Raw genomic sequence first — 19,475 nt, forward strand, 5'->3', positions numbered from 1 at the left:
GATGCGCCGCATCCTCGTAACCCGGCCCGAGGCCGCTGGCCGCCGTACGGCGGCCAAGCTTTCTTCCATGGGTCTGGAAGCGGTCGTTTTGCCTCTGACAAGGATCGTTCCCCTCACCCCGAAAGATCTGCCCGATCCGCAGAAGTTTTCCGCTGTTGCCATCACCAGTCCGAACGCGGCCAGCCATTTTCCGCCTTACCTCGCCCAAAGCATCAAGCATGTGCCCGTCTTTGCTGTCGGCAAGGCGACCGGCAATGCCGCCCGGCTGCTTGGCTTGCCGCCTGTCGATGAAGGTGCTGGCGACGCGGAGGGGCTGGCAAAAAGGATTATTGAAGCAGCCGCGCCGGGTGCGGATATTCTTGTCCTCTGTGGTTGCGTCCGGCGGGGCGTTCTTGAGAAGCGTCTGTCACAGGCAGGTCTCAACCCATATCTGTTAGAAACCTACGACACCCTCCCGACGCCGCCGACAGAACGCGAATTCACCGCGGCACTGCAGGCGTTGCCCATCGATGTGGTGCTGCTCTATTCAGGCTATGCGGCTGAAATCTTTGCTGAACTGGCGGAAATGCCTTGGGCCGCGCCTCTGCTCGGCGAAGCAGAATATGTGGTCATTTCCCGAAGGGTTGCAGATCTGCTGCCACCCACCGTACGAGCGCGGACCCGGGTTGCAGCGGAACCAACCGAGGAGGGCATCCTTTCACTGCTAGCCTGTTGAACGGACGGTTATCTATTTTCGGGCACGATGGCTGTGCTAGGAGAGTTGCTGCGCCGCACACGGCGCGGACAGAAATTGCCAAGCGGAGCTGCTGATGGCCAAGAGCACGCGCCACTCCAAAAAGAAACGGGAGCCGGTAACGATCGACCTGGAAGCCGAATCGGTCGAGCCTTCCACCCAGGACGCGCATAAAGGCGAGCTAGCCTCCGAAGGGGCAGATAAGGGCGTTGAGAACGAGGCCGCTACGGTGGAGAACGGACCGCAGCCGGAGGAACCATCCTCTTCCGAAAGCGATTCAGCATCGGTCGAGACGCAAGATCAATCGCCGACCGGGGCTGGGGAAGCTGCTGGTGACGACGTCTTCATGGCGCAGACAAGCCACGGTGAAGAGCTTGACCATAGGACGGGCGAAACGTCCAGCGGAGTGCCCCCTGCCCGAAAGGCTTCCCGCGGCGGATTGGGCCTTGCCCTTCTGGGCGGCGTTACCGGTGCCGCTCTTGCCTTGGCGACGGCGGGAGCCTTGCAGTGGTACGGAATTCTGCCCCTGGCAGGCGAGACCGGTGAGGACCCCGCATTGCTGGAGCTTCAGCAGGATCTGGCAGCGTTGCGGGGTGAAGTCGCACAATTGCGGCAGGTGGAACCGCAGGGACTCTCGGCGGAGGAACTGGAGCAGGCGCTAGCTGAGCCCCGACAAGAGATCGGCGAATTGCGCGATATGGTCACCGCCATGCGCTCGGCCACGCCGGGCGAAGTAAGCGCCGAAGTGGACTCCCTGGCAGAGCGGATTTCGGAGACCGAAAGCCGCCTCTCATCGCTTGTTGAAATGGCCCAGGCGGCCGAAAGCGGCGATTTCGGAGAGCGTCTAGCCGGCCTGGAATCAAGTCTCAACGAGCTGGCTGGTACCGTCGAAGAGGTGAGCCAAATGGCGAGGGCGGTACAACAATCGATGGAAAGCGATGCAAGCCGCCTGGACGAGTTCGCCGAGCGGGTGACACAGCTTGACGAGCGGGTTGCACAGCTTGACGAGGAGATGGAACGTCAGGACGAAGGGCCCCGCCTGGCGCTCATCGTCGCTGCTTCCGCCCTGAAGACCGCCGTAGAACGGGGGGCGCCCTTTTCCGGGGAACTGGAAACCTATACGGCTCTGACCCCGGACAAGGCAGCTATTGAGCCGCTTCGTCCATATGCGGAGACCGGCATTCCCACCCAAGCCGAGCTTTCCGCTGAAGTGTCCGACGTCGCCGCGCGCATCGCTGCCGCAAACACGCAGGTTCCGTCCGATGCGGGCCTCGTCGAGCGGCTGGTGGCGAGCGCCCGTTCCGCGGTGACGGTACGGCCCGTGGGCGAGGTGGAAGGTGATGCGCCCGAGGCGGTCGCCGCACGCATGGAGGCTGCGGTCGAGCGAGGCGACTATGCTAGGGCGCTGTCCGAATATGACGCGCTGCCGCCTGAAGCAAAGGAAGTGGCAGGCGATTTTGCCGAGAAGCTGCGTGCACGGCAGGCAGCCGACAAGGTGCTGGAAGAGGCGCTCTCACGCGCACTCAACCCGGCTTGAGGACGCGCTGATGATTCGCATTCTATTCTTCCTGCTGGTCGTCCTTCTTCTCGGTGCTGGCTTTGCCTGGCTGGCAGATCGACCCGGCGACCTAGTGATAAGATTTGCCGGTTACGAGTACGAAACGACGCTTATGGTTGCGGCAATCGTCCTCGTAGCAGCAGCCGCCGCAGTCATAATCCTGTGGTGGCTTATCCGCGGGATCTGGCGCAGCCCCTATGCCGTGGCGCGCTACTTCCGCGTCCGGCGGCGTGATCGCGGATATCAGGCGCTTTCCACAGGGCTTATTGCGGCTGGAGCAGGCGATGGCGGCCTTGCAAGTCGCATGGGCAAGCAGGCGAAGAAACTCATCGCATCGGATCGCGAACCGTTGCTCCATCTGCTCGATGCCCAGGCGGCACTGTTGAAGGGCGACCATGAAGCTGCGCGGGAGAAATTCAACGCCATGGCCGCCGATCCAGAGACGCGCCTGTTGGGCCTGCGCGGACTTTATCTGGAAGCGGAGCGCCTGGGTGAGCGTGAGGCGGCTCGGCACTATGCTGCTGAGGCGGTAAGAGTGGCACCACAACTTGATTGGGCGGTTGAAGCGACGCTTGAAACGTTGGCGGAACAACACGACTGGCCGGGGGCGCTGGCATTGCTCGACCGGCAAAAGCCTGCGGCCAAGGAACAGCGTCATGGCTTTGCCAGAAAGCGAGCAGTCCTGCTTACGGCACAAGCGATGGAGCAGCTTGACTCCGATCCGGCAGCCGCTCGCACCGCCGCAGTAGAAGCCAATCGGCTACAGCCGGACTTCGTGCCGGCAGCGGTCACAACCGCGCGGGCCCTCCTCAAACAGAACGATCTGCGCCGGGCAACGAAGGTGCTGGAGGCCATCTGGAAGAAAGAGCCCCATCCCGAAGTTGCCGATGTTTATGTCCATGCGCGTCCTGGTGACTCCACGCATGACAGGCTTGAGCGCGCCAAGAGGCTTCGCAGGCTGAAAGTCAATCATGTAGAATCGGAACTCGCGGTTGCGCGCGCCGCTTTCGATGCGGGTGAATACCAGGAAGCGCGTGCGGCTGCTGAAGCGGCCGTTCGCATTGCCCCGCGCGAAGGCGCGTTCCTCCTTCTTGCAGATATCGAAGAGACGGAAACCGGCGATCAGGGCCGGGTGCGCCATTGGCTCTCAAAGGCGCTGCGAGCGCCGCGCGATCCGGCATGGGTGGCAGATGGCACGGTTGCCGAGCGATGGGCGCCCATATCCCCGGTCACGGGACAACTCGACGCCTTCGAGTGGCGGGCACCCATGGAGCGCCCTGGACAGGTAATCGAAGGCGATGAGGCCTTGCGGACACTGCCGGCGCTCGAAGCTGACAGGGTCGAGGTTATTGAAGAGGAAGCTCGCCCGCACGTGCTGAGCCTTGAAGCCGAACCGGTCCCGTCTGCCTTGGCTGAGAATGTAGCGGAGACCAATAACGGCGCGGCCGAAAAAGCAGCGGCCACAGGGACAGCACGGTCAAATGCCCCCGTCCCGGAACCTGCGCCGGCCAAAGACGAAGGAGAGCCAGAAACGGCCGGCTCCGATCAGGTCCAGGAAGCCGATTCCAAAACCACTCCGGTTCAGGAAGAGATGAAACCCCCGATACCCGACGATCCAGGTGTCGATCCAGCGGACGTGGAACAGCAACCGCGGCGGCCCTTCCGCCTGTTCTGACCCGGAGCCGGACAACGTTTCGCGTCACGTGGAACCGTTGTCCGTCCCACATCATTTTCAGTCGCGCTCTGTTGCCCAAAAGCACTTGTGTGGCTCCAACAGGCTCTTCACCATTGCCCCTGTTGATTCAAAAAGGGCGTCCATGTTCGAACGTATTTTCAGATTCCTGAAGGACTTGCCCGGGGGCGAGGACAGATCGCGGCGGCCGGTCGAGGACGATCCGCGGGTTGCGGCGGCGGCATTGCTCACCCATATCATGAGCGCCGACGGCATCCGCAGCAAAGACGAGCGTGCAAGACTCAAAGAAGCCTTGTCGCGTGCCTATAATGTCAGCGGAGCCGAGCTCAAGGTGCTGATGCAAGCAGGTGAGAAGGCGGAAGCCGAGGCTGTCGACCTTTATGTGTTCACCAGCGTGCTGAAACGTCACCTTGATGAGGATGCACGCGCGGAGTTCATCCGGCTAATGTGGGAAGTTGTCTTTGCCGATGGCGAAATGCACGAGCTTGAAGATAATCTGGTGTGGCGCGTGGCAGAACTGATTGGCGTCGATAGCCGCACGCGTGTCACACTGCGCCAGAAGATACGGCAGGAAGAAGAACGAAGAGGGAGTTGACAATCACGGTGATCAACGGGGGGGCTGGCAGGAAAATCCTGGTTGTCCTGCATCAGGAACTCTCAAGCCCCGGTCGCGTCGGCCAGGTTCTGGAGAGGTCGGGCTTCGTTCTCGACATACGCAGGCCGCCGCTAGGAGATCCTTTGCCGGAAACGCTTGATGAACACCATGGCGCGGTGATTTTCGGTGGTCCGATGAGCGCCAATGACCGCGACGAGTTCGTGCGCAGGGAAATCGAATGGCTGGCTGTACCTCTTAAGGAGAACAAGCCATTTCTGGGTATCTGCCTTGGTGCACAAATGCTCGTCAAACATCTTGGTGGGCAGGTAAAGAGTCATGACGACGGGCTGGTGGAGATCGGATGGTACCCTCTCCGGGCTAGCGAGGAGGGACGCCGGCTCATGCACTGGCCCGAAATGGTCTATCAGTTCCATCGTGAGGGCTTTTCCTTGCCCTCCGGCGCCACTTTGCTTGCCACGGGGGAGCATTACCCCAACCAGGCTTTCCGCTACGGTGAAAATGCCTGGGGCATCCAGTTCCACGCGGAACTGACTCGGGCGATGATGCATAGATGGGTGGTACACGGCGCGCATCGTTTCGTGCTGCCTGGAGCACAGCCTGGGCGCGATCACCTTGGCGGACGCCTCATCTGGGACAGGCATCTGAAGCAGTGGCTCGTGGAGTTTCTCGGCATCATTTTTGGCGCTGAGCCTGAGGCAGCGCCTTCTGCCGGGGCTGAGGCCGAAGCGCAGAAGCCAATCGGCCATGCTAAGGTGGGTCGGCGCGGAATTGCCTAAACAAAAGAAGCATAAGAACCGCTCTGGAGTGCTCCAAACCTCTGGCGCGGGATACGGCCAGGACCTATATTAACAAAGACGGTCTGCGCCTCGCGACAGGAATTCTTTTCCCCGGGGCCTTATCGATCCTTGAGGGAGCTGTCCCTGGCCTCGCTCGTGGGCTTGGTCATACGGCGCCCACCTACATTGTAGGTTCCCGGGATCGAACATTCCATCGGTTGCCGTGGATCGTCTTTTCTGTTTTCTCTTCTCTCCTTCACTTTGCCATGCGCTCAGCCATACTTGCTCCCATCGTATTCCGGCTCTGCAATCAATGGGAGGAAGGGCAATGACGGACGAGCGCGAGATGAAAAAGACCCTGCGGCGGGAGACGCTGGCCAGGCGCGACAGCCTAGACCCTTCCTGGCGGAGCAAAGTATCCTTCCATCTCGCACGCTGGGCGGATGAGCTGGCGCCCTCGCCGGGCGCCATTGTCTCCGGTTTCTGGCCCATGCGCTCCGAAGTGGATGTGCGCCCACTTATGGCTGCGCTGCAGGAACGCGGAGCCCGCCTTAGCCTGCCGGCGATCCTCGACAAGACCACCATTCTTTTTCGTGAGTTCCTCCCCGGTGCGCCGCTCGTTGACCAGGGATTCGGCACGATGGGTCCTGATGAGGCGGCAGCGGTTGTCGAGCCTTATCTCATGCTCGTGCCGCTCGTTGCCTTCGACCAACGTGGACACCGCATCGGCTACGGGGCAGGCTATTACGACCGGGCCATAGCGCATCTAAAGGCCAACGGCCACGCCCACCGCCTCGTTGGCATCGCTTTCGATTGCCAGGAGGTGGAACGGGTACCTGACGAACCTCATGATGTGGTCATTCCGGAGATCCTGACCGAAAGTGGCTTGCGCCGATTCGCATCTGCCGGTTAAGAGCAGGCAATGCGTATTGTTTTTCTTGGCGATATGGTCGGGCGCACCGGCCGAACGGCTGTCTGGGAGAGGCTTCCGGGACTCATCTCCGATTTCAAGATCGATTTTGTGATCGTCAATGGCGAGAACGCCGCCGGCGGTTTCGGCATCACCGAAGAAATCTTCCAGAACACTCTGAAAGCGGGCGCCGACGTGGTCACCACGGGCAACCATGTATGGGACCAGCGCGAAGCGTTAAGCTTTGCTCCGCGCGAAGAACGCTTTCTGCGGCCGGCCAATTTCCCCAAAGGCACGCCTGGCCGTGGCTCCGGTCTCTATACTGCCAGGAACGGCGCGCGTGTGCTGGTCGCCAACATTATGGGCCGGGTCTTCATGCAGCCGGATCTGGACGATCCCTTCCGGGCGGCGGAGGAGGAACTGGCTGCCTGCCCGCTCGGCGAACAGGCCGACGCTGCGATCATCGATTTTCATGCTGAGGCAACATCGGAAAAGGTCTGTTTCGGCCATTTTGTCGATGGGCGGGTCAGCGCTGTCATCGGCACGCACACCCACATACCGACGGCTGACCACCAGATTCTTTCCGGCGGCACCGCCTATATTACTGATGTAGGCATGTGCGGCGATTTTGACTCCTCCCTCGGCTTCGACAAGGAGGAACCACTCAACCGCTTCACCACCAAGGTACCCAAAGGACGCTTCGAGGCGGCTTCGGGGCCCGCTACCATTTGCGGTCTGGGTCTGGAAATTTCCGACCGTACCGGGCTTGCGGAAAGGGTTGCTCCGCTGCGCCTTGGACCGAGGCTTGAGGAAACCGTCCCAGCATTCTGGCGTTGACGCTCAGCTATAGCGCACCTACCTCTGCGCAATCCCGCCAAAGCCCGCCGGAGGACCTGCCACATGGAATGGCTGCTTTCACAGTTTTATTTCATCAATGACCCGACCGCGTGGGTGGCGCTGGTCACCCTTGTCGTTCTCGAAATCGTGCTCGGTATCGATAATCTTATTTTCATTTCTATTCTTACCAACAAGCTGCCCAAGGAAAACCAGAAGTTTGCCCGCAGGCTGGGCATCAGTGGAGCGCTCGTCCTGCGCCTTGCACTGCTTGGCACTATCTCCTTCATCGTTCAGCTTACCACGCCGATCTTCACCCTCTTCGATCATGGCTTCTCATGGCGCGACATTATCCTGATAGCCGGCGGTCTGTTTCTCGTCTGGAAGGCGACGCGGGAAATACATCATTCAGTCGACCCGCATGATTCCAAGGAGGACCTGGTGCGAGCCCCGGTCACGCTTAGCGTGGGCGGTGCGATCGTTCAGATCCTGCTGCTTGACCTGGTCTTTTCCGTCGACTCCATCATTACGGCCGTAGGCATGACGGACCATCTTCCCATCATGTTCATCGCCGTCATCTCGGCGGTAATGGTGATGCTGATTGCCGCCGAGCCGCTTTCGCGCTTCATTGCGGCTAATCCCACGGTGGTCATGCTGGCGTTGGGCTTCCTGCTCATGATTGGAATGACACTCATCGCCGACGGCTTCGGCTTCCATGTTCCGAAAGGTTATGTTTATACCGCCATGGGTTTCTCAGCCATGGTTGAGGGCCTCAACATCATGGCACGCCGCAAAAAATTGCGAGAACAGTCGATCCTGGAGGAGCCGAGCCCTCCGAAGGATGACGTGGCAGTGTGAGCCACGCCCGCCTGGAAACACGATGCGAGACCGCCTGCACGATCTGTCCTCTCGCATCTTCTGGACCTTGCGGCCCATTTTCACTATAAAGCCGGCAATCCAAGACATTTCAGGAAGAAGTCCGACAAGGAGCCCCATGGCCGGTCATTCCCAGTTCAAAAACATCATGCACCGCAAGGGCCGTCAGGACGCGGCGCGGTCAAAGATCTTTTCCAAGCTTGCCCGTGAGATCACGGTAGCGGCCAAATCCGGCCTGCCCGATCCGGCGATGAATCCGCGGCTTCGCCTCGCCGTGCAAAACGCCAGAGCCCAGTCCATGCCCAAGGAAAATATCGAGCGCGCCATTAAGAAGGCGTCTGGGTCGGAGGCGGAAAACTTCGAGGAAGTGCGCTACGAGGGCTATGGTCCTGGCGGCGTGGCGGTGATCGTCGAGGCGTTGACCGACAACCGCAACCGCACCGCCTCGAACGTTCGCGCCGCCTTTACGAAGGCCGGCGGGTCGCTGGGCGAGACGGGCTCCGTCTCCTTCATGTTCGACCGGGTTGGTGAGATCCTCTATCCCGCCAGCGCCGGAGATGCCGAAAAGGTGATGGAGGCGGCCATCGAGGCGGGCGCAGAGGACGTCCAATCCGACGAGAACGGCCATGTCATCACCTGCGCCTTCGAGGATATTGGCGAAGTGACGACAGCGCTGGAGAGCGCCCTTGGAGAGGCCGAGCAGGTTAAGGCCGTATGGCGCCCGCAAAACGGTACCCCGGTGGACGAGGAGCGCGCGCAATCGGTGCTGAAGCTGATCGCCGTTCTCGAAGACGACGACGACGTGCAGAACGTCTACGCCAACTTCGAAGTGGACGACGAGACAATGGCCAAGCTCAGCGCGGCCTGAAATCTGCAATGGCCACAGCCTGCCGGGCGACAATCATTTTGTTGCGCTCAATGCAAATGGCTCCTGCGGGCAGGCTGGATGGCGCAGGAGCTGCTGTCCACCTATGGAACGGAACTGGCCGAAGTAAACCTGCGGCCAGGCTCCGGCGGAATCGTCCAGACATTTTGCGCCGAAGAGCTGATCCGGACCGCAAGCGACAGCGGGCTTCCGGATGCTTTCGAGCTCAAGCGGCAATTGCGTGACAGGACAGGATCGCCCCCGAGCGCGATCTGCGACATCAGGGAAGGGAACCATAAGGCAGGCTCTTTGGGAAAGCCCCTTCCAGCCAGTTGCAGGGAACAGGAGGCAAAAAGCCCGCCGAAGTGGCAGGCCTTTGCACTTCCTCCGGGCTTCAGATTCCCAGGCCTTCGTAGCGCTTCTTGAATTTGGAGACACGGCCGCCACGATCAACCAAGGTCTGCTGGCCGCCTGTCCAGGCCGGATGCGTGGTCGGGTCAATGTCGAGCTGCAGCGTGTCCCCTTCCTTGCCCCAGGTGGAGCGCGTCAAGTACTCCGTGCCGTCCGTCATGACGACCTTGATCATGTGGTAGTCGGGATGGATATCGGCTTTCATGTGTTTTCTCTATCTGTAGTTGCGCAGCGGCCTACGCTGCGGCATCTCGCCCTTGCATCAAAAACTTGAAGCCACTGCCAAGGAAGGATACGGCTTCGGAAAGGTTTGCGTGCCTATACCTCAGCCACCCGGCCGAGACAAGGCCGGGGAATGAATCTTCGGGACATGCTGGAAGGAAACGCCATGGCGGAAGGAAAAGCCGCACCGGAGGCCGGTTCGCACCGCTCGCTGGACCCCTTGCGGCAGCTTCTGCCCTATATCATTCGCTATCGCGGCCTGACGGCGGGGACCGTGCTCTTCCTGCTCATCGCCGCGCTAGCGGCGCTGGCTCTGCCTCTTGCCGTACGGCGGATGATCGACCACGGTTTTTCCGGGGCGGACGGCGCATTCATCGCCAACTACTTCGCGATGCTTCTCATCGTGGCTGCAATTCTGGCGCTTGCATCCGCTCTTCGCTACTACTTCGTCGTCACCCTGAGCGAACGTGTGGTTGCGGATTTGCGGCGGGACGTCTTTTCGCACGTGATGCGGCTTTCGCCCGCGTTTTTTGACCAGGCACAATCAGGCGAGATCGTCTCGCGCCTCGCTGCGGATGCGACCCAGATAAAGTCTGCCATTGGAGCCACTGCCTCCGTTGCTCTTCGCAACATCATCATGGGAGCGGGCGCTGTCGTGATGATGGTCGTGACCAGCCAACGTCTTTCGTTGCTGGTGCTTGTTGCCATTCCAGTCATTGTCCTGCCACTCATGGCATTTGGCCGGTCGGTGCGGCGGCGTGCGCGCCTTGCGCAGGATGAGCTCGCCCAGGCTACGGCCTTCGCCGGAGAACAGATCAGTGCCGTGCGGGTGCTGCAAGCATTCACCTATGAGAAAACCGTGATAAGCCGCTTTGCAGCAGCAGTCGATGCGGCATTCGTGGCAGCCAAAGCCTCTATCGCCGCGCGTGCCGTCCTGACCTTTGTGGCGATCTTCACCACCTTCGCCTCGATGGTGGTCATGCTTTGGGTAGGCTCCCGCGACGTGCTGACCGGCGCGATGACAGTGGGCACGCTGGGTCAGTTCCTGCTTTATGCGGTACTTGCCGCCGGCGCCATCGGCGCGCTTTCGGAAGTCTGGGGCGAACTCTCGCAGGCGGCCGGTGCCGCCGAACGGATGAGCGAGCTTCTGGCTGAAGAACCCGCCATTACAACCTCGTCTCATCCGATCGCCCTTCCCTCACCGCCGCAAGGCAATGTCGAATTCCGCAACGTTCACTTTGCATATCCGTCCCGTCCGCAGCAAACTGCCCTCCGCGGCCTTTCCTTCCACGTCGCAGCGGGCGAAACCGTCGCCATCGTCGGTCCATCGGGAGCAGGCAAGAGCACGATTTTTTCGCTCATCTTGCGCTATTACGACACTGATGAAGGCTCCATACTCATCGACGGCATCGATCTTCGCCAGGCCGATCCTAAAGCCGTGCGAGAACGGATCGCAATTGTGCCGCAGGATGTGACGGTCTTCGCAACGACCATCTTCGAAAATATCGCCTTTGGCCGCCCCGGCGCCACGCGCGAAGAGATCGAGGCTGCGGCCAAAGCGGCACTTGCCCATGACTTCATCATGGCTCTCGGCCAAGGCTATGACACCCAGGTGGGCGAGCGCGGGGTGACACTTTCCGGTGGTCAGCGCCAGCGCATTGCGATCGCCCGCGCCATCCTTCGCGATGCACCGATCCTGCTTCTCGACGAAGCCACATCCTCGCTTGATGCCGAAAGCGAGACGTTTGTGCAAACCGCCCTTGAAAGGCTTATGGCCGGACGCTCGACCATCGTCGTCGCACACCGGCTTGCCACCATCCTCAAGGCAGACCGTATCCTGGTCATGGACGAAGGCAGGATCGTGGAGGAGGGAAATCACACCGAGCTCGTGGCACGGGGCGGCATCTATGCGCGGCTTGCAAGCCTCCAGTTCGACAATGATCCCGAGGCATTCCGGGGCGCGGCAGAATAGCCGGCGTAGTTCCAGCTTGCTTGAAAGCGTATTTAGGAATATTGTCCTAGCATGCTGCTTCGCTCCCGATTCAATGTGCTTTGTGCCGCCTGTTCTGGAATCCTCGCGATAGCGTCGCCAGCTTGCGGGAAGGAAATGCTGCCCGGTCCCGTTGAGGCGCAGGTGCTTCGCGTCATCGACGGCGACACTTTTGTTGCAGAGGCACGGGTTTGGCCCGGGCAGACGATCACTGTGAGCGTGCGCATCCGGGGCGTGGATGCTCCGGAACTGCGCAGCCGCTGCGCGAGGGAAAAGGCAGCGGGCGCGAAGGCCCGGGCAGAGCTGGAACAGATGATCGGGGGAGCGACGGTCAGGATCTACAATGTCAGCGGCGACAAGTATTTCGGCCGCGTGCTTGCGGATGTAGTAACCGCAGAGGACGACGCCGTTGCCGACCATTTGCTGGAGCGGGCATTGGCTCGTCCCTATTCAGGCGGACGCCGGATAAGCTTCTGCGGCTGACACTGTGCTGCAGCCACCGTTTGCGGTGCATTCAGCTGGAGCACCAAGATCATCTCAGAATGTCGGAAACGTGAAATGATCTGACTTCGTTTCGTCGCCAATTATGGTCGGAAAACGCGATCCACAGTTCTGGAACTGCGTCAGTGAACGCTGGTCTTGGACAGGAGGTGGAGAACCAGAACCCCCGCTACGATGAGCCCCATTCCGATGAAGCCGGCAACATCCGGACGCTGGCCGTAGACGAACCAGGCCGCAACGGCGATCAGTATAATTCCTCCCCCTGCCCAGATTGCGTAAGCAACTCCCACCGGTATCCGGTCTAGAACTTGTGACAGCAGGAAAAACGCCAACGCATAGGAAAGAATGACCACGGCCGAAGGACCGAGCCTGGTAAAGCCCGCAGAGGCTTTCATTGCAGTCGTGCCAACGACCTCGAAAATAATTGCGAGAGCAAGGATGGCATAAGCAGGCATAAGAAAAACCCCCGCAGCTGGAGGCGATTAGTGATCATAAATACGGTGGGTTCTTCGTGCAAAATTTTCGTGACTGCACAAGAAAACCAGCGCCTTGTGCAGCATGCAAGCATGAACGTCCCCTTATTCCTCGCCGTTGTCCTTAGACCTGAGCGAGGACAGCTTGGCGAAGACCGCGTCGGCGTCGAGTTCCTTCTCTTCCGGCTCCTCCTGTACGGCCTCCTCGACCGGAAGCTTCTCCGTCTCGGATGCCGGCAACAGCGTATCGCCTACCGGCGGAGGCGGCGGTGCATGGCGGGCCGCGCGGGATACTTCAAGATCCAGATCAATCTGGGAGCAGAGGCCAAGCGTCACCGGGTCCATCGGCACAAGATTGGCCGAGTTCCAGTGAGTACGGTTGCGGATCTGTTCGATGGTGGACTTGGTCGTGCCTACCAGCCGGGAAATCTGCGCATCCTTCAACTCGGGATGGTTGCGAAGGAGCCAGAGAATTGCGTTGGGCCGATCCTGCCGCTTTGAAAGCGGCGTATAGCGTGGTCCCTTGCGCTTTGCCTCGGGCACGCGCACCTTGGGCTCGGACAGTTTCAGCCGATAATCGGGATTGGCCTCGCCCCGGGCAATCTCGTCCCGGGTGAGCTGGCCGGTCATCACCGGGTCCATGCCCTTGATGCCCTGCGCCGAATCGCCATCGGCAATGGCTCTTACCTCCAGCGGGTGGAGCTTGCAGAACTCAGCGATCTGATCGAAGGACAGCGCTGTATTGTCCACCAGCCAGACGGCGGTTGCCTTCGGCATGAGAAGCTTGTTGGCCATCGCAAAAATATCCTGTCTTCGCCCGCGTCCCCGTCGCGGGCGGTGGTCAAACCACCGATGTTTGGGAATGCTGGTTATATAGTTGCATTCCATGGGTGAGGCAAGACAACTGTGCTGTGAATTACGCCACCGCGTGAGGTGCAACCTTGTAGCACCGGCTTCTGAACCCGTCCGAAAACGCGCTCGACAATCGTGAGCAGGCTCCTTTCCGGGCTGGAACAATCCTTCATGATGGAGGGTTCGGCGGGGAATAAAGAGGGAGCATTCCATGTACCGCCGACATCGCAATAACAGCAACGGGAAGGCCATTGCAGCGGCCATGATCGGCGCAGCAGCCGGGTTTGCTGTCCTGATGGCAGCACGCAGCCTCATGCGCAACGGTCACCTGATGCACCCTGACGATGCGCTGCCAAAGGCATGGCGCGACCGCGGTGGCCACGGCCGTCGCCGGCAGCGGGCTATCGTCGGCCGCACCATCACTGTCAACCGCCCACGCGACCAGGTCTACGCTCATTGGCGCGACTTCTCTATTTTTCCGAACTTCATGGAGAATGTGCGTTCTATCACCACGCTCGACCAAACGCGCTCACGATGGGTTGTTGAGGGCCCCGCAGGTACCAGCGTCGAGTTCGAGACGCGTATCACCGAAGACCGTCCAGGTGAGGTGATCGCCTGGGAGACAGACGAGAATGCGGATGTACGCCATAGCGGGCGCGTCTCCTTCCGAGATGCGCCAGGCGGGCGCGGTACGCTCGTGGATGCGCTTATCACCTATGAGCCGCCGGGCGGAAGTGTCGGCCGTATGGCAGCGAAGCTCTTCCAGCGCGAACCAGGTACGCAGATCCGTCGTGAGTTGCGCCGTTTCAAGCAGCTTGTCGAAACAGGCGAGATCGCCTCTGCAGCAGGTCCCAACGCCCGCTAGGGCTGAAAACGGGAAAACGATATGCGAGCCATCACCTGGCATGGCAAGAAAGACGTTCGGGTCGACACCGTGCCTGATCCGGAGATTGTCAATCCGCGCGATGCGATCATCGAGATCTCTTCGACCGCGATCTGCGGCTCCGATCTGCATCTTTATGACGGAGTCATTCCCGGCATGCGGACAGGGGACATCCTCGGCCATGAGTTCATGGGCGAGGTGGTCGAGGTAGGGACAGGCAACAAGAAGCTCAGGAAAGGGCAACGGGTCGTGGTGCCTTTCGTGATCGCCTGCGGCTCCTGCTTCTTCTGCGAGAAGCAGCAATATTCGGCCTGCGACAACTCCAACCCTGCCGACAAGGCCGACATCTCCCATGCGGCTTACGGGCATCACATTTCTGGCTTCTTCGGCTATTCGCATTTGACGGGAGGATATGCCGGCGGGCAGGCAGAGTATGTGCGCGTACCTTATTCCGACGTCGGCCCGGTCGTCGTTCCCGAGGATTTGGAGGATGAGGAAGCGCTTTTCCTTTCCGATATCCTGCCAACGGGCTGGATGGCAGCAGAAAATTGCGAGATCGAGGAAGGCGATACGGTTGCAGTCTGGGGCTGCGGCCCAGTCGGCTTGTTCGCGATCCAAAGCGCGCTTCTCATGGGCGCTGCACAGGTGATCGCCATAGATCATTATCCGAACAGGCTGGAACTCGCCCGCGGACTCGGCGCGAGAATCGTGAACTACAAGAATACGGATGTCTATGAAGCATTGATGGAGATGACCGGAGGCATCGGTCCTGATGCGGCAATCGACGCGGTAGGCATGGAAAGCCATGGTTTCGCCCCGGACAACATATACGACTACGCCAAGCAGACGCTCATGTTGCAAAGCGACCGCGCCCACGCTCTGCGCCAGGCGCTCTACGCCGTCCGCAAGGGCGGGCGCGTTTCGGTTCCGGGCGCTTATGGCGGCTTTGTCGACAAGTTTCCCGTCGGCGCCTTCATGCAGAAGGGGCTGACAATACGAACCGGCCAGACTCACGTGCAGAAATACATACCCCGACTCCTCGACATGATCCGCGAGGGCAGGATTGACACGACGTTCCTCATCAGCCATCGCCTTCCACTGGAAGAGGGTCCGGAGGGCTATCGCAAGTTCGCTTTCGAACAGAACGAGACGACCAAAGTTGTATTGAAGCCAGGCATGACGAGGAGTAACGGCCTGTAATCAGGGCTTCCCGTCTTCATCGGCGAGCAGCATGAGCAGAATACTCATCGTTTTTGGAATCATCCTCGTTGCCGTGGGACTCTTCTGGCCCTTCCTGCAAAAGATTGGCCTTGGCCGTCTACCGGGCGACCTCACCATAGGGGGCGAGAACTTCCGCGTTTATATCCCCATCACCACCTCGCTGATCGTCAGTGCTGTGCTAAGCCTCATCTTCTGGCTGCTCAGCCGCTGAGCGCGGTCTCGTATCCAGTTCTCAAACTGCCCGGAAATTCCCGCAATTTTCATGCTTTTCGCCATCCAAGGCGAAACCATAAGTAGTGCTTTTTCACGAAAGTCGCGCGCAGCTCTTGCGGCAGACCGGCAAGACTCAATATGTTCGCGCCGCGCCGGCCAGTTTGGTCCGGCGTGAGCGCGGTATTATTGCTCCGTTCTCAGACCATTTTTTTATGATTCATATTGGAGGTGTTTGGTGGCTTTTCAGCATCATGACCAGCAAGATGCGGCGAGAGAGACGTCAGCCGGCGTCAATCTGGGTCCCCTCCCCGCATCGGTCTGTTTTGCACTGCGTCGAGCGCAACATATGGTCACAGACGACCTCGTCCGCACTTTGCAGCCCCTTAATTTGCGTCCTACCTACTTCGCGGTGCTCGTCGTCATCGGGGAGAATCCTGGTCTCAATCAGTCGGAAGTGAGCGCGGCGTTGGGTATCCAGCGCACCAACTTCGTCACGATCATCGACCATCTGGAGACGCGCGGTCTTGTCGAGCGGCATCCGTCGAAGGAGGATCGGCGATCCTACGCGCTGCACCTGACTGAGGAAGGTCGCGAGGTCCTGAACGCGGCGCGGCAATTACAGGCCGAGCATGAACAGCGCCTGACGCAAAAGCTGGGACAGGAAGGCCGCGAGTTGCTGCTGCCTCTGCTTCGCAGGCTCGCGGCCTGATCAGCTAGGCACGTTAAGCCGGCTTCTGCGGCCTCAGCGGTAGAGCAAGCTGCTTCTGACTTTTCGCCGGCGAATTGTGGCCTATATCGGGTGTGCATGGAGTTTCGCTTGCAGAGCGTGCAGCACCCTGCTGCTGCGCCAAGGCATGCCCGCCGGTGCGGATGGCTGGCCATATTTGTTGCCGGTCTGTTTGCACTGACCCTGCCGCTTTCCGGACAACAGCAGGAGCGCGTGATTGTGCTACGGCTCGAAGGCGCCGTGAGCCCTGCTACTGCCGACTATGTAAAACGCGGCCTTTCCCATGCCGCACAGGTCGGCGTGCCGCTCATCATCCTGAGCATGGACACACCCGGCGGATTGGACAGCTCCATGCGTGAAATCATCAGCGCCATTCTTGCCTCCCCCGTGCCGGTGGCTAGCTATGTAGCACCTTCCGGTGCACGAGCGGCAAGCGCGGGTACCTACATCATGTATGCAAGCCACGTTGCTGCCATGGCGCCGGGCACCAATCTCGGAGCGGCAACGCCCATCGCAATCGGCGGCGGGGGCCTGCCCTTCAGCGCAGACGATGAGGAACCTGCCCCAGGGGACAAGGAAGCCAGGGAGAGCGACGGCGAGCGCCGCACTCCCCATAACGCGGCGGAGGCAAAAGCGATCAACGATGCGGTCGCTTATATCAGGGGGCTGGCAGAGCTGCGGAACCGCAACGCCGACTGGGCGGAGCAGGCCGTGCGGCAGGCCGCGAGCCTCTCTTCCACAGCAGCCCTGCGGGAAGGTGTCGTGGATTTCCTTGCCACCAACTACGACGAACTCCTCTCGCAAGCCGACGGGCGCGAGGTTCAGGCGGGCGGTCAGACCGTGAGGTTGCAGACAGCAGGATTGCCCTTGCAGGAGATGGAGCCCGACTGGCGGACCCGGTTTCTGTCGGTCATCACCGATCCGAATGTTGCACTCATTCTGATGATGGTGGGCATTTACGGCCTGCTCTTTGAGTTTCTCAATCCCGGCGCTCTCGTGCCAGGAACGATCGGGGCGCTGTGCCTGCTAACGGGCCTTTATGCCCTGGCCATCCTGCCGGTCACCTATGCCGGGGGCGCCTTGATGCTCCTCGGCCTGGGGCTCATCGTTGCCGAAGCCTTCGCTCCCTCCTTCGGCATTCTCGGCACAGTCGGGACACTGGGGCTGATCCTGGGAGCAACGATTCTCTTCGATACGGAGATTCCCGGCCTGCAGCTCTCCTGGCAAGTGGTCGCGGCGGTCGGACTACTAAGCTTCGTGCTTACCGTTTTGATTGTCCGGTTGGCCTGGACTTCGCGGCGAACAAGAGTGGTCACGGGCGACCAGATGCTGATTGGAGCCGCAGGCTCGGTAGACGATTGGAGCGACAGGCAGGGCTATGTACTGGTCCAGGGCGAGCGTTGGCGGGCTGTCTCTTCCCGCCCCCTTGCGCCCGGCGACCCGGTACGGGTCATCCGCCGGGATGGCCTCATTTTAGAGGTCACTGCGGAAAACGGAGATAACGTCACCACCAGAGGAACAACGCCATGAATCCCCTCGGCGGCTTCACCTTCTATGCCGTACTCGTCATCCTTGTCCTCCTCATCGTCGCTCTGGCGATCAAAGTCCTAAGGGAATACGAACGCGGCGTGGTCTTCACCCTCGGCCGCTTCACCGGCGTCAAGGGGCCGGGCCTCATCCTGCTCGTTCCCATCGTGCAGCAGATGGTTCGCGTCGATCTGCGCACGCTGGTTCTTGACGTGCCAAGCCAGGATGTGATCTCGCGTGACAATGTCTCCGTGCGTGTCAATGCGGTGATCTATTTCCGGGTTGTCGATCCAGAAAAAGCGACGATCCAGGTAGAGAATTTCATGATGGCGACGAGCCAGCTTGCACAAACCACGCTGCGCTCCGTACTCGGCAAGCACGATCTGGACGAGATGCTGGCCGAACGCGACAAGCTCAATGCTGACATCCAGGAGATCCTCGATTTTCAAACCGATGCCTGGGGCATCAAGGTAGGGAATGTCGAGATCAAACATGTCGATATTGATGAGTCCATGGTCCGCGCGATCGCGCGGCAGGCGGAGGCCGAGCGGGAAAGGCGCGCCAAGATCATCAATGCGGAGGGCGAGCAGCAGGCTGCGCAGAAGTTGCTGGAGGCAGCCGAGATCCTCGGCCAGCGGCCCGAAGCCATGCAGCTTCGCTATCTCGGCACGCTCAGTGTCGTGGCGTCGGAGCAGAACTCCACCATCATCTTCCCCTTCCCTATGGAACTTGCCAGCTTGGTGCCGGGCATGACGAGGGAGAAAGGTTGAGAGCTTTACTCCCTCTCACAAAAGGGCATCTTCAGTTCGGCAATCACCGGCAGATGGTCAGAAGCTTTGCGTGCAGAAGGATTTGTCCAACTCCTGACAAGCATGTCCGCAGGCTGGCTATAGATCCGGTCTAGCTTGAGAAGAGGGCGAAAAGCCGGGAAAGTGCGCAAATGGCTACGACCTGGGAAGACGTTATTCAGGGTCTTCTGAACCTCGCCGCCCCATAACCAGTCATTGAAATCGCCAAGCAGAACCGAAGGATAAGATGCTGAACGCGCAACATCGGCCAGCAGCTTCGCCTGATGACGCCGCTCCCCCAGCTTCAATCCGAGATGCGCAGCGACGACGTGAAGCGGTCCAAAAGGCGTATGAGCAACCGCCTCGATAGCCGCTCGGGGCTCTCGTCTGCGGTAGGAGATATCGTGCAGGCGTATATCGGAAAGTGGCCAGCGGCTGATGATCGCGTGCCCGTAATGGCCATCCGGCGCAGTGACCAGCCGGCTTTCAGCAAGATGGTTTCCGAGCATTTGGCGTAGAAAGGCGAAATCGCCGCTCGCATCTGGAACGTGCTTGCGTGAGCCAACCTCCTGCAATGCAAGTATGTCAGGCTCCTCGCGGCGGGCTATGTCAACGATACGCGCCAGATCGCGCTTTCCGTCATAGCCCACTGCGCTATGGATATTCCATGTCATTACCCGCAGGGTACGAGTCCCTTCAGCGGTTGAGCGCACTTCTGAGGCTATTTCCCTTTCGGAATCATGCATGTTGCTTAACGCAGAGACCTTGTACTCGTAGTTCATTTTCAGAATTTCTTCCGGCGGATC

General features: G+C 60.2%; 22 protein-coding genes and 1 other RNA gene. 19 read left to right on the plus strand and 4 right to left on the minus strand.

Annotated elements, in window-relative coordinates; all coding sequences use genetic code 11:
• Position 1: 1 nt before the first annotated feature.
• The 11 genes from HUS57_RS10415 to HUS57_RS18155 all read left to right on the plus strand — a co-directional run bounded on the left by HUS57_RS10415 (position 2) and on the right by HUS57_RS18155 (position 9,287).
• The gene (locus tag HUS57_RS10415; RefSeq protein ID WP_173933430.1) at positions 2 to 715 is read left to right on the plus strand and encodes a uroporphyrinogen-III synthase; all 714 of its coding nucleotides are present in this window, start codon (positions 2 to 4) and stop codon (positions 713 to 715) included.
• 94 nt (positions 716 to 809) lie between these two features.
• Complete coding sequence (locus HUS57_RS10420; protein WP_173933433.1) at positions 810 to 2,270, plus strand: hypothetical protein; 1,461 nt, start codon at positions 810 to 812, stop codon at positions 2,268 to 2,270.
• Between the two features lie 10 nt (positions 2,271 to 2,280).
• Positions 2,281 to 3,966 (plus strand): heme biosynthesis HemY N-terminal domain-containing protein, encoded by a 1,686-nt coding sequence (locus tag HUS57_RS10425; RefSeq protein ID WP_173933435.1) that lies wholly within the window; start codon positions 2,281 to 2,283, stop codon positions 3,964 to 3,966.
• A gap of 142 nt (positions 3,967 to 4,108) precedes the next feature.
• On the plus strand, positions 4,109 to 4,579 hold the full coding sequence (locus tag HUS57_RS10430; RefSeq protein ID WP_173933437.1) for a TerB family tellurite resistance protein: 471 nt from the start codon (positions 4,109 to 4,111) through the stop codon (positions 4,577 to 4,579).
• Entirely contained in the window at positions 4,576 to 5,376 is an 801-nt protein-coding gene (locus tag HUS57_RS10435) for a glutamine amidotransferase (RefSeq protein ID WP_246727834.1), read from the plus strand. Before HUS57_RS10430 ends, HUS57_RS10435 begins: the two co-directional genes overlap by 4 nt.
• A 77-nt stretch (positions 5,377 to 5,453) precedes the next feature.
• Positions 5,454 to 5,610: non-coding RNA, 6S RNA (gene ssrS / locus HUS57_RS10440), on the plus strand.
• Between the two features lie 94 nt (positions 5,611 to 5,704).
• Entirely contained in the window at positions 5,705 to 6,289 is a 585-nt protein-coding gene (locus HUS57_RS10445; RefSeq protein ID WP_173933438.1) for a 5-formyltetrahydrofolate cyclo-ligase, read from the plus strand.
• Between the two features lie 9 nt (positions 6,290 to 6,298).
• Positions 6,299 to 7,123, plus strand: a complete 825-nt coding sequence (locus HUS57_RS10450) for a TIGR00282 family metallophosphoesterase (RefSeq protein WP_173933441.1) — start codon at positions 6,299 to 6,301, stop codon at positions 7,121 to 7,123.
• Between the two features lie 63 nt (positions 7,124 to 7,186).
• Positions 7,187 to 7,978 (plus strand): TerC family protein, encoded by a 792-nt coding sequence (locus tag HUS57_RS10455; protein WP_173933443.1) that lies wholly within the window; start codon positions 7,187 to 7,189, stop codon positions 7,976 to 7,978.
• Positions 7,979 to 8,114: 136 nt separating this feature from the next.
• The gene (locus HUS57_RS10460) at positions 8,115 to 8,864 is read left to right on the plus strand and encodes a YebC/PmpR family DNA-binding transcriptional regulator (RefSeq protein WP_173933445.1); all 750 of its coding nucleotides are present in this window, start codon (positions 8,115 to 8,117) and stop codon (positions 8,862 to 8,864) included.
• 78 nt (positions 8,865 to 8,942) lie between these two features.
• Positions 8,943 to 9,287 (plus strand): Rdx family protein, encoded by a 345-nt coding sequence (locus HUS57_RS18155; protein ID WP_348640569.1) that lies wholly within the window; start codon positions 8,943 to 8,945, stop codon positions 9,285 to 9,287.
• Here the strand turns inward: HUS57_RS18155 and rpmE are convergent.
• Positions 9,256 to 9,477, minus strand: coding sequence for a 50S ribosomal protein L31 (gene rpmE, locus HUS57_RS10470; RefSeq protein WP_173933447.1), 222 nt, complete (start codon positions 9,475 to 9,477; stop codon positions 9,256 to 9,258). The genes HUS57_RS18155 and rpmE overlap by 32 nt on opposite strands.
• A 183-nt stretch (positions 9,478 to 9,660) precedes the next feature.
• On the opposite strand from rpmE, the gene HUS57_RS10475 reads away from it, so the two are divergent.
• A complete protein-coding gene (locus tag HUS57_RS10475) occupies positions 9,661 to 11,466 on the plus strand; it encodes an ABC transporter transmembrane domain-containing protein (RefSeq protein ID WP_173933449.1) in 1,806 nt (601 codons plus the stop codon).
• A 135-nt stretch (positions 11,467 to 11,601) separates the two neighbouring features.
• Positions 11,602 to 11,967 (plus strand): thermonuclease family protein, encoded by a 366-nt coding sequence (locus tag HUS57_RS10480; RefSeq protein WP_246727835.1) that lies wholly within the window; start codon positions 11,602 to 11,604, stop codon positions 11,965 to 11,967.
• Positions 11,968 to 12,107: 140 nt separating this feature from the next.
• Here HUS57_RS10480 and HUS57_RS10485 read toward each other — a convergent pair whose 3' ends face one another.
• Both HUS57_RS10485 and HUS57_RS10490 read right to left on the minus strand, forming a co-directional pair.
• Positions 12,108 to 12,440 (minus strand): SMR family transporter, encoded by a 333-nt coding sequence (locus tag HUS57_RS10485; protein ID WP_173933453.1) that lies wholly within the window; start codon positions 12,438 to 12,440, stop codon positions 12,108 to 12,110.
• A gap of 123 nt (positions 12,441 to 12,563) precedes the next feature.
• A complete protein-coding gene (locus HUS57_RS10490; protein ID WP_173933455.1) occupies positions 12,564 to 13,253 on the minus strand; it encodes a DUF1013 domain-containing protein in 690 nt (229 codons plus the stop codon).
• Between the two features lie 268 nt (positions 13,254 to 13,521).
• Here HUS57_RS10490 and HUS57_RS10495 point away from each other — a divergent pair, with 268 nt between their 5' ends.
• From HUS57_RS10495 to HUS57_RS10520, 6 genes are all read left to right on the plus strand, one after another.
• On the plus strand, positions 13,522 to 14,175 hold the full coding sequence (locus tag HUS57_RS10495) for an SRPBCC family protein (protein WP_173933457.1): 654 nt from the start codon (positions 13,522 to 13,524) through the stop codon (positions 14,173 to 14,175).
• Positions 14,176 to 14,196: 21 nt separating this feature from the next.
• Positions 14,197 to 15,393, plus strand: coding sequence for a zinc-dependent alcohol dehydrogenase (locus HUS57_RS10500; protein ID WP_173933459.1), 1,197 nt, complete (start codon positions 14,197 to 14,199; stop codon positions 15,391 to 15,393).
• Positions 15,394 to 15,424: 31 nt separating this feature from the next.
• Entirely contained in the window at positions 15,425 to 15,625 is a 201-nt protein-coding gene (locus HUS57_RS10505; RefSeq protein WP_173933461.1) for a DUF2905 domain-containing protein, read from the plus strand.
• 237 nt (positions 15,626 to 15,862) lie between these two features.
• Positions 15,863 to 16,336, plus strand: a complete 474-nt coding sequence (locus HUS57_RS10510) for a MarR family transcriptional regulator (protein WP_173933463.1) — start codon at positions 15,863 to 15,865, stop codon at positions 16,334 to 16,336.
• 186 nt (positions 16,337 to 16,522) lie between these two features.
• Positions 16,523 to 17,884 (plus strand): nodulation protein NfeD, encoded by a 1,362-nt coding sequence (locus tag HUS57_RS10515; RefSeq protein ID WP_246727849.1) that lies wholly within the window; start codon positions 16,523 to 16,525, stop codon positions 17,882 to 17,884.
• On the plus strand, positions 17,881 to 18,651 hold the full coding sequence (locus tag HUS57_RS10520) for a slipin family protein (protein WP_173933467.1): 771 nt from the start codon (positions 17,881 to 17,883) through the stop codon (positions 18,649 to 18,651). The genes HUS57_RS10515 and HUS57_RS10520 overlap by 4 nt, the downstream gene beginning before the upstream one ends.
• A gap of 5 nt (positions 18,652 to 18,656) precedes the next feature.
• On the opposite strand, the gene HUS57_RS10525 is transcribed toward HUS57_RS10520, so the two are convergent.
• Positions 18,657 to 19,451, minus strand: coding sequence for an endonuclease/exonuclease/phosphatase family protein (locus tag HUS57_RS10525; RefSeq protein ID WP_246727836.1), 795 nt, complete (start codon positions 19,449 to 19,451; stop codon positions 18,657 to 18,659).
• Between the last annotated feature and the right edge of the window lie 24 nt (positions 19,452 to 19,475).

It is taken from the genome of Chelativorans sp. Marseille-P2723 (assembly GCF_902809845.1).
GTDB lineage: Bacteria > Pseudomonadota > Alphaproteobacteria > Rhizobiales > Rhizobiaceae > Chelativorans.

What these genes read in the sequence shown, in the direction of transcription:
- HUS57_RS10475 (WP_173933449.1), top strand. Translation starts at nt 9,661, where the DNA reads ATGGCGGAAGGAAAAGCCGCACCGGAGGCCGGTTCGCACCGCTCGCTG.
- HUS57_RS10455 (WP_173933443.1), top strand. Translation starts at nt 7,187, where the DNA reads ATGGAATGGCTGCTTTCACAGTTTTATTTCATCAATGACCCGACCGCG.
- HUS57_RS10525 (WP_246727836.1), bottom strand. Translation starts at nt 19,451, where the DNA reads ATGAACTACGAGTACAAGGTCTCTGCGTTAAGCAACATGCATGATTCC.
- HUS57_RS10485 (WP_173933453.1), bottom strand. Translation starts at nt 12,440, where the DNA reads ATGCCTGCTTATGCCATCCTTGCTCTCGCAATTATTTTCGAGGTCGTT.
- HUS57_RS10505 (WP_173933461.1), top strand. Translation starts at nt 15,425, where the DNA reads ATGAGCAGAATACTCATCGTTTTTGGAATCATCCTCGTTGCCGTGGGA.
- rpmE (WP_173933447.1), bottom strand. Translation starts at nt 9,477, where the DNA reads ATGAAAGCCGATATCCATCCCGACTACCACATGATCAAGGTCGTCATG.
- HUS57_RS10490 (WP_173933455.1), bottom strand. Translation starts at nt 13,253, where the DNA reads ATGGCCAACAAGCTTCTCATGCCGAAGGCAACCGCCGTCTGGCTGGTG.
- HUS57_RS10500 (WP_173933459.1), top strand. Translation starts at nt 14,197, where the DNA reads ATGCGAGCCATCACCTGGCATGGCAAGAAAGACGTTCGGGTCGACACC.
- HUS57_RS10495 (WP_173933457.1), top strand. Translation starts at nt 13,522, where the DNA reads ATGTACCGCCGACATCGCAATAACAGCAACGGGAAGGCCATTGCAGCG.
- HUS57_RS10445 (WP_173933438.1), top strand. Translation starts at nt 5,705, where the DNA reads ATGACGGACGAGCGCGAGATGAAAAAGACCCTGCGGCGGGAGACGCTG.
- HUS57_RS10420 (WP_173933433.1), top strand. Translation starts at nt 810, where the DNA reads ATGGCCAAGAGCACGCGCCACTCCAAAAAGAAACGGGAGCCGGTAACG.
- HUS57_RS10460 (WP_173933445.1), top strand. Translation starts at nt 8,115, where the DNA reads ATGGCCGGTCATTCCCAGTTCAAAAACATCATGCACCGCAAGGGCCGT.
- HUS57_RS10430 (WP_173933437.1), top strand. Translation starts at nt 4,109, where the DNA reads ATGTTCGAACGTATTTTCAGATTCCTGAAGGACTTGCCCGGGGGCGAG.
- HUS57_RS10450 (WP_173933441.1), top strand. Translation starts at nt 6,299, where the DNA reads ATGCGTATTGTTTTTCTTGGCGATATGGTCGGGCGCACCGGCCGAACG.
- HUS57_RS10480 (WP_246727835.1), top strand. Translation starts at nt 11,602, where the DNA reads ATGCTGCCCGGTCCCGTTGAGGCGCAGGTGCTTCGCGTCATCGACGGC.
- HUS57_RS10425 (WP_173933435.1), top strand. Translation starts at nt 2,281, where the DNA reads ATGATTCGCATTCTATTCTTCCTGCTGGTCGTCCTTCTTCTCGGTGCT.
- HUS57_RS10520 (WP_173933467.1), top strand. Translation starts at nt 17,881, where the DNA reads ATGAATCCCCTCGGCGGCTTCACCTTCTATGCCGTACTCGTCATCCTT.
- HUS57_RS10415 (WP_173933430.1), top strand. Translation starts at nt 2, where the DNA reads ATGCGCCGCATCCTCGTAACCCGGCCCGAGGCCGCTGGCCGCCGTACG.
- HUS57_RS18155 (WP_348640569.1), top strand. Translation starts at nt 8,943, where the DNA reads ATGGCGCAGGAGCTGCTGTCCACCTATGGAACGGAACTGGCCGAAGTA.